This window comes from Pseudoalteromonas sp. SR41-4, assembly GCF_014163985.1.
Classification (GTDB): domain Bacteria; phylum Pseudomonadota; class Gammaproteobacteria; order Enterobacterales; family Alteromonadaceae; genus Pseudoalteromonas; species Pseudoalteromonas rhizosphaerae.
Map to the genome: position 1 here is coordinate 1 of NZ_JACJEI010000014.1, position 13,599 is coordinate 13,599.

Below are 13,599 nucleotides of genomic sequence, written 5' to 3' on the forward strand. Positions count from 1 at the left end.
CAAGGTTTAGCGTCATTAAGAGATATTTGGATCAATATTCACTACGGGAGATGAACCGCCCATTGCGGACCCGCATGATGGGTGGTGTGGGGGCTGGAGGTTAGAGACCTCCGGCTACCCGATTATATTTTACTTAACTCACCACTTTTGTTAAGAATTGGTTGTGCCCATTTATAATAATCAGATTTACCAGAATCCCAAGGCCAAATGCCATCCGTTGTAGGCCAAACCAATTGAAGCACTTTAAAATTATCACCGTCATTTAACCACAGACCCCAACCAAGATATTCTTTATAATGGGATTTATCTACTTCGATAAAACATACATCAAAATCACCCAAGAAATCAGAATAGAATTTACCAGTTTCAAATGATTCACCAGCAAGCATTCGGTCTTTGTAATTATTGACAATTGAATGAGCTAATTCACGTTTTAAACCAACAACGATTAAATCGGCTTTATCTTGTTTTTGATTGATACCAATGGAATAAGTAAATTGAGGTTCTTCTTCGCCTTCCATGACATTGATAACATGACAACCGAACTCTTCAATGTCATCGAGTGCTTTTTGATCCTTTGCGTCCACCAGACTCTCCGTAAAATATAACGCCCCGCTAAACGGCGAGCGTTAGCGAGTCCGGTGGAGGCCACGCTTTTTGTGGCCGGAACGAATTTGAGCGGCTTGTTAGAGGGCATTTTTTATTACCCCATTTGATACTGATAAAGATACATAATCCATGAACCGCTCAGCGATTGTAAGGCTCACACAAATATTACCCCAAAACCACCTTGCATACGGGTAACCATCATTTTCGCCTACCTCTTTAGGTGAACCAAACTTAGAAAGCAATATAGTCTTTACCTGCTCATATTCTTTTTGCACTGAATCTGCTTGGTCTTGAGTTTCAGGATGTAAAAAGAAGATGCCATTGCCTTGCTGCATTGCTTGAATTGAAACAACCAAGTCATCAAATATAGTTTCTTGCTCCCAGAATAATTGGCTGGTTTTTCCTTTTTCAGGTAACGGTTTTCCACCCATTTTTGTTATTTGGTGCAAGCTTTTAAACCACGGCAATACTTTCCCTGAGCCTTCAAGGCATAAGCCTTCAGATAGTTTGTATGGCACTGACTCCATAATGCCCTCTAACGCCCCAAGCAGGGGATTTTATGAGTGTTTTTCAGCGAGTAAAATTCCCGCTGACTTGGCTTGTTAGGAATGCCTTGTCTTACGACCATGACAGCTCCTTTGTAATGTTGTCACCAACGTAAAATTCGTTTACTTGTATATCGGCTATTGGAACAAGATTGCTATATTCCTCATTGAGGAAGTCAATCATTTCATCCAAACTCCAAGGCCCTAATGATGCCTTGTAATCAGGGTACTCTTTTTGAATTTGCATCCAATCATCATAATTTTTTTTTGACAACACAACATTGGTTTCTGTATAGATTAAATGTAGCTCCATTACTTCACTGGCTTCCTAACGCCCACAACAGCGGACGTGTTTTAAGTTGATGTAGCGAAGCGGAAGCAGCTTAAAACCGTTCCGCTGATTGTGTTTGTTAGGCATTTACTGACACTACATTGATACCCAGCGTCATTGGTGGAAAAACATGCCTGATTTCGAGGCTTGATCCATTCTCTAAAAGAAAAACGTATTGGTTTATAACATCCTCACCTAGATGATCACTCTGGACTATTTCGTTTATTCGCAATGGCAGATTAGTAATATTAAAAGGTATGGATGACTCTAACGTATCTACCTTTTCTACCATTAACCCTAAACCAGAAAAATGATCGGCAACATCTACTTCGCATGGTTTGATAGAGTAAGATTCTTGGCCTTGAAACACCAAATTTATGTCATAGCAAATTAAAAAGCCTTTATTAGTTTCATCCCGCCATGCTGGATGAACTTTGTCGTGATTGTGACCAACTTGAACAGCCACAAGACATTTTCCGATTAAGCTCCTCAAATCAATCATATATGCCTAACAATTTTATAGTGCGCGCGTCGCGTATCTTTCTGCCGATGTCACGCTCATGTATCTAATAAATCTATTATTAACAAATAACTTAATGCATTGCCAACTATAATTTTTTATTGGTACTAAAGATATTCAGAAAAGAGAAAATGCGCTCGTCGCTCATTTTCTTGAATATGGGAGTAAAACAACTAAACTGTATATTTATACAGCATCTTGTATTGGTGATGACATGAAAACGCGCTCCCCATTTTTAAATTATATCGCTGATTATATGTTGGTACGTCAGTATTCATTACGTACCGTGGACACCTACCTGAGATGGATTGCATCTTATATCCATTTTCATGATAAGCGCCACCCGGCCTCAATGGGAGACAATGAAGTCGAACGCTATCTAGAACACTTAGTGTTAAAGCAAAACGTTGCACCGCGTACGCAAGCAACGGCTCTCAATTCATTGTCATTTTTATATAAGCACATAATAAAAAATGAGCTGTCGTTAAACTTAAATTTTGCTCGCAGTAAAAAACAAGCAAAACTGCCTGTCGTGATGACCCCAGAAGAAGTCAAAATATTAATGGCTCATTTAAATAAACGCTATTATTTAATTGCTGCCCTTATGTATGGAAGTGGTTTAAGAGTAATGGAAGCGGTGCAATTAAGAGTGAAAGATATTGATTTTGATTATAAATGTATTCAAGTATGGAATGGCAAAGGCAAAGGCAATAAACACCGTATTGTTACGTTGGCCACAGAGCTAATTCCTATGCTGAGAACTCAAATTTTAAACGTTGATGACTATTTAAAACTTGATTTAAAGAATACCGATTATGCTGGCGTATGGATGCCATATGCTTTAACAAAAAAATATCCTTGCGCCGCAAAATCACTTGCGTGGCAGTATTTATTTCCCTCTCATATATTAAGTACAGATCCTCAAAGTGGTGAAATAAGACGACATCATTTTCATCACTCGTGCATAAGAAAAGAAGTAAAGAAAGCAGTTCAAAAATCGGGATTAACAAAAATAATAACACCGCATACCTTGCGTCATTCATTTGCAACGCATCTATTGCAAAGTGGCGCCGATATCAGAACAGTTCAAGCTCAGCTTGGCCATTCTGATGTCAAAACAACACAAATATATACTCATGTTTTACAGCAAGGAGCAAATTGCGTAGTGAGCCCCTTAAGTAAAATATTTTAAACTTTATCAATGTTCGCTTCACGCCAAAAGTATGATGAAAAAGCACGTCTATTTGATTAAAAAATGATGCCATTACAATTTTGATGAGAATTCACCAAGAAGCGCATTGTGAGAACGTAGTATTGGTGATTTTTAGATAATTTAAAAGGGAAATTTACAACACCCAATGTTGTTTGAAGTATAAACTAAATTTATAGTGGAAAGTGTACTAAATTCATAATAGTAATGTAAAACAATAATATACGGTAGTAAAATATTAGTAGTGAGGGCGTTCAGTATTCAGTGTTAGTTTACCTTTCAGGCTTGTACTAACCAGCTATTTTGCGCCCTTTAAATTACAACTCTACAGATTTTGGTTAGCAATTTTTCCAGTAAAGCCAGAGACTAAAGCCAATGACTTTTTATTTTGGCTGGCATGCCTATACATACAAGCAGAACGCCCAAAGCCTAACGAAGGCTCCTTCTCTTCATGAGGAAAAAATGCACTAGAGTTATATTCAAATAAAATGCCAGCTACATTGCGACCTGCATTTTTGGTGGATACATGTTCCTGCTCTTTAGCGAAATCCGTAATTGCTCTTTGTATTTCCATATCATATAAATGCACATTACTAGTTGCGGCTACTGTACCTTCAGGCAAAAGTACATCAGTCACGTCCAATGCTATCAAACCATACTTGTTTTTTCGATTCGCACCAATGCGTGTATCAATCTGACTTGATGCTTTTTTAATACGAGAGGCTAATTTCTTTATGGACTTGATACGTTTACACTCTACGTACAACTTATCCTTACCTATATTGACAACAACATCACAGTCATCTGTTAAATCAACTTCATATCCCCCCTTGAGAAACCTAGAGGCAATATTCAGTTCAAACGCGAAGTCTCGTGCAGGGTCATCATTTTCCCCCTTTGCATTCTTCTTGATTGCTTCGGCCCGCAAGCTCTTACCTGACATAACATGCTTGATACGATCTTTTAAACCATCGTGCTTACCATCTTTAAAAGTGTTCCATAAACGGATAATCTGACATGCCTCGGTCGCAGCTTGCATAAAATGATAAAAATCATCAATTAAGTCCTGTTCCGTTGGTACTTTAGCTCCAGGGTTAACAAAAGTTTTTAGCAAACGTTCATAGTCTCCCATTCGAGTACTTTTATACGGAAAACCCAGCTCTTCGGATAGCCATTTACACGATTCTGAAAATTCTATTCGACGATCCTTAAACTCTCCTTCATACATTGCCGTTTTACTTATTTCCAACATTGAAATGCTCATATATCTCCGAACTCAAGTAATTGTTAATGCCGGAATAAACGGCGAGGAATTGTAGACTACGATAAATGACGAAGGAGCGTAAGCCTACAGTTTTTGCATCCACAGTTTTATAAATGCTAAATGCACTTAGGTCGATAGGTGACCAGCAACGTAGCCGACCCCAGTAGCCCAAGTTGTTTCGAACATTGAACTGAAAAGAATACGAGCACGAGCTTTTAATGTTTTTGCCATAGTCACCTCCTTAAATTTGCCTGCCGTGGTTGATAGGACCATTTGGATACTTGCATATCGAATAAGCACAAAAATAAGGGCTACGGAGCCAACAAACGCCCAAGGAATCGAACCTTGGCCTACCTCCCCCATCAGCCTAAGTACACTCTTTTAAGAGCTATTTAAAAACACATATCTAAATAAATTAAGACTTTACTTTATTTTCCATATTCTGCAACCTATTCACTATCCACCTATAGCTGCATGGCTTTAGCTCAACTAAATCAGCCTCACGTCTTTCTGCATTAAGCGTATCAAGCTGTTCAAGAAACTGGTCATACACCTTCTGGTACCTCATCACGGTATGCGTGCGCAGGTATTCGTTTATCACTTCATCAATGAGATCATGGACTTCTTGAGGCAGTTGCTTGGTTCGGTTGCCTTTGGCCTTATGTTTGGGCATCAGTGCGTGTTTATCCCAGCCGCTTTCCACAAAGGCTTTGTTCCAATAGGCTAGCGTGCGCCATGACGGTGGGCCACTGTCGTTTATCTCCGCCGCCTTTTGCGCAATATACGGGGTTAACCATTTCTCGGTATAGGCTGGAACGCTTTGTTCAATTGCGCCTTGCACATACCTATAACGTCGCTGCATTTCTTTTTTTGATGCAACATCTTCCGCAGTTTCTGCTTTAGGCTTTTTAACGGTACTGAGTGGTTTAAAGGTTAGCTTGGTTGGTAGCTCACGCCGCGCAATGGTTCTAAGCTGACCGTTTGAAACCAGTTGTTCAAGTTTTGGCTTTGCAAAATTAAACCGCCCACCGCTTTCAATATCCGTCAACACCACATCACTACCCGCAATGCTTTCAACCGCAAAGTAGGAGCATGAATGCTCCGATAGGCGTTTAACTAAAATCAGGTCGGGGTTTTGCAAGTCCATTATGGTGGCATTTCCTAAAACGACGGTAAAGCACAAGTTCAAATAGCGTATACCCTAATTGAACATCACCAAAACAGGCTAAAAGTGTTCATTTAGGGTGGTTTAAAGCGTTAGTACGCACTATGTTTATTTAGTCTAGATGCTAAATGAACAATTGCCATGAGTAAGATTGGATATGCGCGAGTTTCGACCACAGATCAGTCTTTAGATCTACAAGTAGCCAAACTTGAGGAAACTGGTTGTGACAGGGTGTTTACCGACATGGCATCAGCATCGAATACCAAACGTGATGGGTTTCAAGCCCTACTTGACTACCTTCGTGCCGGTGATACCTTAATCGTGACTCGAGTCGACCGTATCGCTCGTTCCGTACTCGACTTACAAACCTTAGTGTACCACCTAAAATCCAATGAGATTCAGCTACAAGCGCTAGAGCAACCCATCTCAACCGACTCTGCTTCAGGAAAAGCTTTTCTAGATATGCTCGCCGTGTTCGCAGAGTTTGAACTCAATATTAGAAAAGAGCGCCAACTCGAAGGCATCGAAGCCGCTAAAAAAGCGGGTAAATACAAAGGCAGAAAACCAATATCAGACAACACCAAACAAAGCATTTTATCGCTACGCGCAAAAGCTACACCGGTCAGCCAAATAGCAAGCACAGTAAACGTTTCAAGAAACACAGTTTATAAAGTTATCAATCAAGATATTAACAAATGAATTAACTAGGTATAACATACTTAGCTTTGCTATCTGCTTGTGAAAAAGGAATAACAGTGGAAATATTGATACCATTTGCTAAAGATAAAAATGGCTCGCTCGCATTTGTCGATGAAGTAGAAAGCGGTTTAGAATGCAATTGTTTTTGCATCAGCTGCGATATGCCTCTTTCCGCGCACAAGTATAAAACGAACATAAGACGCGATCACTTCAAACATGCACCGAAAGTAAACTCCGAAGATAAGCCATGTGAGATAAGTTATAAACGCGCTATTTTTTGGTTGTGCCGTAATATACTTGCTACCAATTCTAGCATTCACCTTCCTCGATATGTTGGTTTTCCAAACAGTGATAAATCCGATGAAGGTGTGTTGCTCACTGAAGAGAAGGTATACGAATATCAATCTCAAATAACATTAAACCCAGCTATTGAAAGCGCGCAAAACGAAATTGCGATCCTACACACTAATGACTTCGACATCACCCTTGTTTTAACGCTAGAGAGCTCTTCTTACCAATTTAGCTCTACATACAATCAAAAGTCCGCCATTGTAGTTGTCGACGTGGAGGATTTTAGAAAGTATGTTGAAGGCAAAGTAAATGGTTACAGAGAGCAAGTTGAATCTGAATTACTTGTGAAGCTAAGCATCAAGCATTGGCATTACCACCCTCAGCAAACACAAAGGTTTACAGAGTTTTATCGTAGTAAAAATCAAAGAGTACAACTCGCTAAAAAGGAACAAGAACAACGTAAGTGGGAGGAACAGGAGCTATTGGCAGAAGAGAGCGAGCCGTTATATGACTCAGTTTACGGTTTTCAGCAAAATCCTCGTTATAAAAGAAAACCAACACGTGCTTTTAGGGATATTATTGATCTAAATCCCGCACCAAAACAATACGAAAAGAGGTGGTTTAGATGTGGCTACTGTACGAATATTTGGCAACGCTCAAGTACAGATGTTCCTTACTCTGTTGATGAAACGCCATGCCCATCTTGCGATCACCTTATTATAATTGGTTAAGGCAAACGATATGATTAGCGACAAATCAAAAAACCTTCTTGAAAAAATGAGAATTGACTCTGATGAATACTTTAAAAGCTTACATAAAAAGTTTGGTGATGATTACAGAGTTTTCGCAGACGTTTTAGATAGCTTTGATTGCGAGTCAAAAACAGAGCCAAAATTCGCTTTTAGAGATTTTTGGCAGCAAAAGTACGCATCTTACTCCATAGAATCAGAACTGTGTAATTGGGCTTTTGAGCTTTTTAACAATTTAAAAAGGTTTTATTCCGGAGGCGTATTTGAACTGTTCAAAAGCAAGCAAGCTGAGTGGGGGGCACCCCCCGTCAGAATTAAACGCGAAGACGTACCGACTACGTCAGATATTGAAATGCTTGAAGAAGAAGTAACGATATATCGTGGTTTATCAACAGATGAGTTTGCAAGTAAAAACTTTGCACAGTCTTGGACCATAGATCGACAAATAGCTAAAAAGTTTGCCCACGAAGTATATAAAGATAAGATTCAAGGTATAGTTGTTAAAGGTGTTGTTTCAAGAGACAAAATTATCTATTTTGATGCTTCAGACAAAGAGCAAGAAGTGATCATTGAATATGGAGCGGAGATATTTGCTCAAACAAAAACTATCAAGGCCGTTAGTTGAACCACTAGTAATCTGGTAATGGCCAGATTTCTCCTTTAGTAAAACTTGAGCTACTAATGAGCTTCTCTCTATGAAGTTTATCTAATTCATAAGGCACAGCCGCTAAAAAGCCCTGCTTAAACCTCCTGGCTATATGCCTTTTTAAGTGGTGCTTAGGTACAATAGTCGAAGGGCAGTTTATCCATACATTAGGGAGAAATAAGATAGGCAACAGTACAAAGTTTCTGTCAAACTTCACACTTTCGCAGCTAACTTGTAATGTGAGGCTATGGGAGTATATAGCTTCTAGATTAAGCCTCTGATCTTTATATTGTATTGCGAAAGTGCTTAATAAAAATATTGTACAAAAAAGAAAATCTCGGAAGTTACCATCATTTTTATCTATAGAGCCCGACCTGATATTAGCTTGGTCGAAAATAAGTTTAATATCCTCAATAATGATATCGCTTTCCAGACTTTTGAACCTTGGCCTCTCTTCAAAGCTTCTCTCAATTCCTGCCCTATAATCCTCTACTTCAGCCTCAAAAAGTGGCATCACATCAGTGATACTCCTTAAAACAATACCACGATCTTTTTTATCTGGATGAGCTAAAAAGTCACCTATTTCACGAATCACACTGTTTTTCCTCGCATAGTCTCTAGACATCACATAGAAATTCGCAATGTCTTTTTGATCAAATGAACGCTCTAGAAAAGACCGGTAAAACTCTTGTATTTGGTGTTTATAATATTGGTTCATACTTACCATCTTCGACTCTAAAATAGTCACTTATTAAAAGTAATTTCTCTTGCTTGCCAGAATACTAAACTTTCAAGTTTATTTAAAACTTCATCGCAACAGCTTCCTCACCCCGTGAACATACCCACGCTTATAGATTTCATTTCCATCAGCATCTTTGACTTGGCCAGTAGGCATAACTTCCCAGCCTTGTTTACTGAAAAGTTCATCAGAAATTGCCGCTTTAATGGCTTCAACTTCCAGCGGTACCAGTTGTTTGTTTTCAAGTGTGGTGTTGGTTTTATCGCCTTTAGTTCTGTCTATAAACAAGTCAGAGTTGGCTTTTAATGTATTGAGCTGGTCACGGTATTTGTTACGTTCAGCAATTAATGACCCTACTACGGCTCTAATCACTGGGTCGTCGATGGCATCCAAAATATGTTGGTCATTGCTGTTCAATAACTGTTTTTGGCGTACTGAGAGCGGCTTTTTACACGTTGTGCCTGCATAAGCTGCCCAAGCCTCAATTAATTGCTGAAAATGCTTTCCTGTGCGATTACGGATGGTTTGTGTTGATGGGCCGCCTTGCTCTTTTGACAACCGCCCGATCGTTGCCATGGAAAAGTCGAGAGGCGTTATTTTACTTTGTTGCTCAAGCACAGCATTCAATACCGTTAAAGCATTGGCAGTTCTTGTGGTGGCGCTTGCGCATAGCTCTTGCAGCACTAGGGTTGGGTCGACTGGATTAGCCATTTTTCTTTACTCCTAAAGTGGCTGTTGCCATGTTTGCCAATGTTCTGATGCTAATGCCTGTATTACTTTCAATCGCTTGTACACCTTGCTCGAGCAGGCCTGCGTCTTTTAAGTAAGCTTCAGTATCAAGGTAAGTTGAAAGCATTGTCATGGCTTTACTTTTATCTGGTTCTTTCGTGGCATTTAGCATGGCATTGACCATCACATTGCCAAGCTTAAGCTGTGCTTCGTCGTCAAGCTGCATCAAGATTGGTTGGTAGCCCATGCGCATCAGCATAGTGTTTAGTATGTTTGATCTGTGATTAATGGCCGTGGTTTTCTTTAAGTCATCTTTTAAGTCTGCAAATACTTCTGCGTCATCGCAGATTTGGATCAGCTGCCTAAACTCAGATTTCGTGTCTAAAAAGCTAAAGAATGGTGATATGTCTTCTGCCGAGCCAAGCGCAATCACTTTGTCTTTGCGCTCGTGTTCTTCCCGATTTTGCTCGATACTTAGTACCTTACGGATCACCTGAAAACACGCTACTAAGTCTTTGCAGTATTCATCGGCTTCGGTTTTGTGTCGCTCAATACGCCTGTCTATACTGTTTAGCTGGTCGCGCTTGCTAAATGGAGTGCTGTTTACTTCGCAAAAGTATTCTTCATCCAACAAACTCGCTTGCTCGCCCTCAAGCTCCGCAGCAATTTTGGCCGCTTCTGTGGCGTGATAACTTAGGTTATTAAAATGAGCCGTAAGCGATTGAATATAGCGGATGCTGGTAATAAACCAGCGGCAGCGAATACAGTTTTCAATGCCATGGGGTACTGGCGCGTGAAGATCGGCTTGGTTTCGATTCGCTTTTTTTAGTTTATCGCCGCCATTCCAGCACCCAGCAATAGAGGCATGTTCAACCAAGGGCGAGGTGTTGCCTCCTGCTAAACAAATGCCTATCGACTTTTCTTGCCACCCAGCTGGGTTGCGCACTCTCAATGCAGTTTGTAGCGATTCAATGTCTTTAAACGCGGCTTGCAAGCCGATTTCTTCAATGGATTTATTGGCTAGGAATGACTGTAGACTATCGTCTTCTTTGTCGATTATTTTGCCTTCGGCCTCGCGCATTTTCTTGGCCATCATCACAGGCGTGAGCTTGGTGTAGTGCAAAGTCATGATCAAACGACTGTGGCCAACCAACAGCTTTGACAATATCGGTGTGGGTATTTCCCCCTCAATGGCGTAGCAAGTGATCAAAGAAACGCGTAATGCATGCAAAGGAAATAGCGGCCTTCTGGCATTTTTAGGGTCAACAAAATGCACTTTGGCACCATCTCTTAAAGTATGCTCTTTTTTCGCCACATCGTGCTCGAGTTGAGCAAGCAAAGCCACCCAAAGTGCGTTAACATAACCGTCAGTAATTGGCATACAACGTTCGCGCTTACGATACGCAGCAGCATTGCGAAACAAAAAGCAAATATCACCAATTTCACTGCGCTGAATTTTGGTTTTAGTGCTACCAAAGTGCTTGTAATCCAAGTCATAAATTGACGTAGGCTTGTTGATTGGGTTGTACTTTTCTTGCCAGTTTCTTAGCTTTTCTAACCAATACAACACCTCTTCGTGTTGCCACGGGATCATGTATCCCCGAGTTATTTCATCTTTGTTTCTATCAGCGGTTTTATTGGTGTTTATGTACATACCCGTCATCACATCACCAATATCTGGCGTAATAATGCGGTGGAATACCCCTTTTTGCCATGGGCGCTTATCGCTGCCTTCAGCAAAATGATGTTGCTCATTCATTTGCCACTCGCCATTGCTGTAACGCCATGTATCAGCCTCACCCGAGTCCAGCATTCGTACTTGAAAGGTTCGTAAAGGTAGCTGCAATTTAAGATACAAAGCCATGGCACGAACAGGTGACCAAATTAAGTAAATGCTGTCACCCTCTTCTAGGATTCTAAGTGCACCATCTATTCTTATTTGCCGCTGTTTATCTAGCGTGTGTTTCTGCCAAACACAATCGGGGTCTGCTTTGTCTATCACCGACTCATCAACCAAAATCCAGTCTTTTAAAAAGCGAGCATTGGTGAAGAAAATTTCACTGTAGTCGATGGCCCACTGCCATTGTTTAAAGTGACCCCGAGGCGCGGGGCATAATATGCTGCGCAGCTGTTTAATATAGGCGTAGGGTAAGGCGTTATAGACCGTTTCCTGCCGTCTTACTGGATTTTGCTCTTTATCAAAGGGGTTTTGAAGTAGCGGCACAGGATCGCCATTGTCATCTGGTTCTGAGTAGTAGGTATCAATTATCCAATCAATAAAGCGGCATACATCGTTGTTTTGCCTAACACGGTAGCCTTCATTCAGCTCAAGCGGTATAAGAAACTTGTTGTAGTCTTGATCTGCCAGTGTAAATAGCTCAATGGGGTCGATAATAAATCGCGGTACCAAGTATTCATCTAAAAAGCGTGCGATGGCGGCGCGTGAATGGTCATTGCCGTATTGCTTTTGTTCAAGCCAAGATGAGGCCAACTCCCGCCATGTTTCCCAGCCTGAGCCGTTTTTCTTGATAAACCAATTGAACTCATAATCCTGTGTTTTCATGGTTTATATCTCCTTAATTTAGGGTACTGACCGCTAAATAGTCCATCAGGATCAATATCTTCAAAGCCCGATTCCATCACGTTTTGCCAGCTCACGCTGACGTCTTCTTTAAACTCAGCATAGTGTTGGCCATCAAGATTTTTTGATGCTCTTTCACATGCCAAAGTAACATCTCTAATACTGGGCTGGGTATAAACGGCTTGTGATAACAACGAAGCATGGTGGAGCGCCTTTTTGATCAGTCGTGGATCAATACCCGCGCTCGACATACGTCTGCCATAAGCATGACGATGAGCATGTGGGGTTCGCCCTTCTGGTTTTGACACCACTAGGTTTATTCGAGCCATGGCCGCTTTATAACTTTGGTTAAACGCGTTTAGGGTGAGTGATTGGCCTTCGTGTGTTTGTGAAAACGACACAAATGCATAGGGGTGCATTCTCGGTAACGGCAATAAATACAGTAAGTATTGCTGCCACAACTTGGCAAACAGCTCACCGTAAAAAGCAGGAAACCAATGCAGTTGAATGTAATTTTCGTCATCATCAACCACTTTGGTTTTCCAGCCGATTCGGGCGGTACCCGTCATGCGGTTACGAGGAATTAAGTTAAAATTCTCGGCCAAATACGCTGCGCGTGTTTTTTGTCGTTTGCGGCCAGTCCAATTATTTGGTGCTCTGCCATCTTCGGGGTGATACAAGCGTACTATCACACCACTTGGGTTTTCTGGGTCGTAAAACACGTCATCCACCCAAAGGTGCAAAGCATCACTTTCTCGTACACCGGTGCCATGCATCAGCAGCACAATAAGCTGATCACGCAGTGCAACGCGCTTATCTCTGGCTTTGCCTAAACCTTGAACAAAAAAGGGCTTAAAGAGCTTTTCTGGAAATGAAATAGCATCACCGTCAACCTTAAGCACATCCTTTTTACCACGTACCTTGCGCACGGTATTAAGCACACTGGGTAAAGGGTTGCTTTTGATATGGCCTAAAAAGTTGTACTGATTGCGTTTGTACCATGCAGCATAGTTAAGGCGTTCTTGATGAGAGCTGGCTTGTTCAAATGGGTTTAAGCTGGTTGTATTTCTGTTATTGGCGAGCGAATCTGTTAAGCCATTTAGCGCAGATAAAAGTTGATTTACGTTTGCTGTAGAGCGAGGTAGCCAGTATAAACCCGATGGGTCATTCCCTTCTGGGCTAATGGTACCCAGTGACAAACGCATTACAAATGATTGAAATAACTTGCTGGCGTCTGAAAATAATCCTGTGTTGGCTTCCATGTACTCGAGCAACAGTTGGCAAGCAAACGTAATGCGATTCATCCATGGCAAACTTTTAATGTGCGACTGACTTATAACGTAATCAAGTAAGGGATCAAATACACCATATTCGCTAAGCAATACAGGTACTTCAATCAATAAACCTGAATTATCTGTTTTAACTTGCGCAAGAACTTTGACTAACAAGGTAACTAAACCAATTTGTGCTGAGGAGTTTTAGTAGATTAGTACAAGAAGTGATATTGATCTAATGAGCTAA

The 13,599-nt window shown here is 40.8% G+C and carries 14 protein-coding genes; 4 read left to right on the forward strand and 10 right to left on the reverse strand.

Annotated features, from left to right (window positions below):
• Nucleotides 1-122 precede the first annotated feature (122 nt).
• The 4 genes from H5180_RS12440 to H5180_RS12455 all read right to left on the reverse strand — a co-directional run bounded on the left by H5180_RS12440 (nt 123) and on the right by H5180_RS12455 (nt 1,951).
• Nucleotides 123-587 carry a DUF4262 domain-containing protein gene (locus tag H5180_RS12440; RefSeq protein ID WP_145242979.1) on the reverse strand — a complete coding sequence of 155 codons (465 nt, stop codon included), beginning with the start codon at nt 585-587 and terminating at the stop codon, nt 123-125.
• A 99-nt stretch (nt 588-686) separates the two neighbouring features.
• Nucleotides 687-1,136: a hypothetical protein gene (locus tag H5180_RS12445; protein WP_145242981.1), complete on the reverse strand. Its 450-nt coding sequence runs from the start codon at nt 1,134-1,136 to the stop codon at nt 687-689.
• Nucleotides 1,137-1,227: 91 nt separating this feature from the next.
• The gene (locus tag H5180_RS12450) at nt 1,228-1,467 is read right to left on the reverse strand and encodes a hypothetical protein (RefSeq protein ID WP_145242983.1); all 240 of its coding nucleotides are present in this window, start codon (nt 1,465-1,467) and stop codon (nt 1,228-1,230) included.
• A 97-nt stretch (nt 1,468-1,564) separates the two neighbouring features.
• A complete protein-coding gene (locus H5180_RS12455; RefSeq protein WP_182758321.1) occupies nt 1,565-1,951 on the reverse strand; it encodes a hypothetical protein in 387 nt (128 codons plus the stop codon).
• A 268-nt stretch (nt 1,952-2,219) separates the two neighbouring features.
• On the opposite strand from H5180_RS12455, the gene H5180_RS12460 reads away from it, so the two are divergent.
• Entirely contained in the window at nt 2,220-3,197 is a 978-nt protein-coding gene (locus tag H5180_RS12460; protein ID WP_182758322.1) for an integron integrase, read from the forward strand.
• A 343-nt stretch (nt 3,198-3,540) separates the two neighbouring features.
• Here H5180_RS12460 and H5180_RS12465 read toward each other — a convergent pair whose 3' ends face one another.
• Together H5180_RS12465 and H5180_RS12470 are read right to left on the reverse strand one after the other, a co-directional pair.
• Complete coding sequence (locus tag H5180_RS12465; protein ID WP_182758323.1) at nt 3,541-4,479, reverse strand: hypothetical protein; 939 nt, start codon at nt 4,477-4,479, stop codon at nt 3,541-3,543.
• A gap of 415 nt (nt 4,480-4,894) precedes the next feature.
• Complete coding sequence (locus H5180_RS12470; protein ID WP_182758324.1) at nt 4,895-5,626, reverse strand: hypothetical protein; 732 nt, start codon at nt 5,624-5,626, stop codon at nt 4,895-4,897.
• Nucleotides 5,627-5,785: 159 nt separating this feature from the next.
• On the opposite strand from H5180_RS12470, the gene H5180_RS12475 reads away from it, so the two are divergent.
• From H5180_RS12475 to H5180_RS12485, 3 genes are read left to right on the forward strand one after another with little or no spacing between them, the layout of a single operon-like run.
• Complete coding sequence (locus tag H5180_RS12475) at nt 5,786-6,343, forward strand: recombinase family protein (RefSeq protein ID WP_064667566.1); 558 nt, start codon at nt 5,786-5,788, stop codon at nt 6,341-6,343.
• 56 nt (nt 6,344-6,399) lie between these two features.
• The gene (locus tag H5180_RS12480; RefSeq protein ID WP_182758325.1) at nt 6,400-7,365 is read left to right on the forward strand and encodes a hypothetical protein; all 966 of its coding nucleotides are present in this window, start codon (nt 6,400-6,402) and stop codon (nt 7,363-7,365) included.
• A gap of 10 nt (nt 7,366-7,375) precedes the next feature.
• The gene (locus H5180_RS12485) at nt 7,376-8,008 is read left to right on the forward strand and encodes a hypothetical protein (protein WP_182758326.1); all 633 of its coding nucleotides are present in this window, start codon (nt 7,376-7,378) and stop codon (nt 8,006-8,008) included.
• Nucleotides 8,009-8,012: 4 nt separating this feature from the next.
• On the opposite strand, the gene H5180_RS12490 is transcribed toward H5180_RS12485, so the two are convergent.
• From H5180_RS12490 to gmtY, 4 genes are all read right to left on the reverse strand, one after another.
• Nucleotides 8,013-8,747 carry a hypothetical protein gene (locus tag H5180_RS12490; protein WP_182758327.1) on the reverse strand — a complete coding sequence of 245 codons (735 nt, stop codon included), beginning with the start codon at nt 8,745-8,747 and terminating at the stop codon, nt 8,013-8,015.
• Nucleotides 8,748-8,837: 90 nt separating this feature from the next.
• Nucleotides 8,838-9,479: a gamma-mobile-trio protein GmtX gene (gene gmtX / locus H5180_RS12495; protein WP_182758328.1), complete on the reverse strand. Its 642-nt coding sequence runs from the start codon at nt 9,477-9,479 to the stop codon at nt 8,838-8,840.
• A complete protein-coding gene (locus tag H5180_RS12500) occupies nt 9,472-12,060 on the reverse strand; it encodes a VPA1269 family protein (RefSeq protein ID WP_182758329.1) in 2,589 nt (862 codons plus the stop codon). The genes gmtX and H5180_RS12500 overlap by 8 nt, the downstream gene beginning before the upstream one ends.
• Nucleotides 12,057-13,526, reverse strand: a complete 1,470-nt coding sequence (gene gmtY, locus H5180_RS12505; RefSeq protein ID WP_182758330.1) for a gamma-mobile-trio recombinase GmtY — start codon at nt 13,524-13,526, stop codon at nt 12,057-12,059. Before gmtY ends, H5180_RS12500 begins: the two co-directional genes overlap by 4 nt.
• Nucleotides 13,527-13,599: the final 73 nt, after the last annotated feature.

Coding starts and splice junctions, on each gene's coding strand:
- H5180_RS12445 (WP_145242981.1), bottom strand. CDS start 1,136: ATGGAGTCAGTGCCATACAAACTATCTGAAGGCTTATGCCTTGAAGGC.
- H5180_RS12450 (WP_145242983.1), bottom strand. CDS start 1,467: ATGGAGCTACATTTAATCTATACAGAAACCAATGTTGTGTTGTCAAAA.
- H5180_RS12460 (WP_182758322.1), top strand. CDS start 2,220: ATGAAAACGCGCTCCCCATTTTTAAATTATATCGCTGATTATATGTTG.
- H5180_RS12465 (WP_182758323.1), bottom strand. CDS start 4,479: ATGAGCATTTCAATGTTGGAAATAAGTAAAACGGCAATGTATGAAGGA.
- H5180_RS12470 (WP_182758324.1), bottom strand. CDS start 5,626: ATGGACTTGCAAAACCCCGACCTGATTTTAGTTAAACGCCTATCGGAG.
- H5180_RS12475 (WP_064667566.1), top strand. CDS start 5,786: ATGAGTAAGATTGGATATGCGCGAGTTTCGACCACAGATCAGTCTTTA.
- H5180_RS12485 (WP_182758326.1), top strand. CDS start 7,376: ATGATTAGCGACAAATCAAAAAACCTTCTTGAAAAAATGAGAATTGAC.
- H5180_RS12490 (WP_182758327.1), bottom strand. CDS start 8,747: ATGAACCAATATTATAAACACCAAATACAAGAGTTTTACCGGTCTTTT.
- gmtX (WP_182758328.1), bottom strand. CDS start 9,479: ATGGCTAATCCAGTCGACCCAACCCTAGTGCTGCAAGAGCTATGCGCA.
- H5180_RS12500 (WP_182758329.1), bottom strand. CDS start 12,060: ATGAAAACACAGGATTATGAGTTCAATTGGTTTATCAAGAAAAACGGC.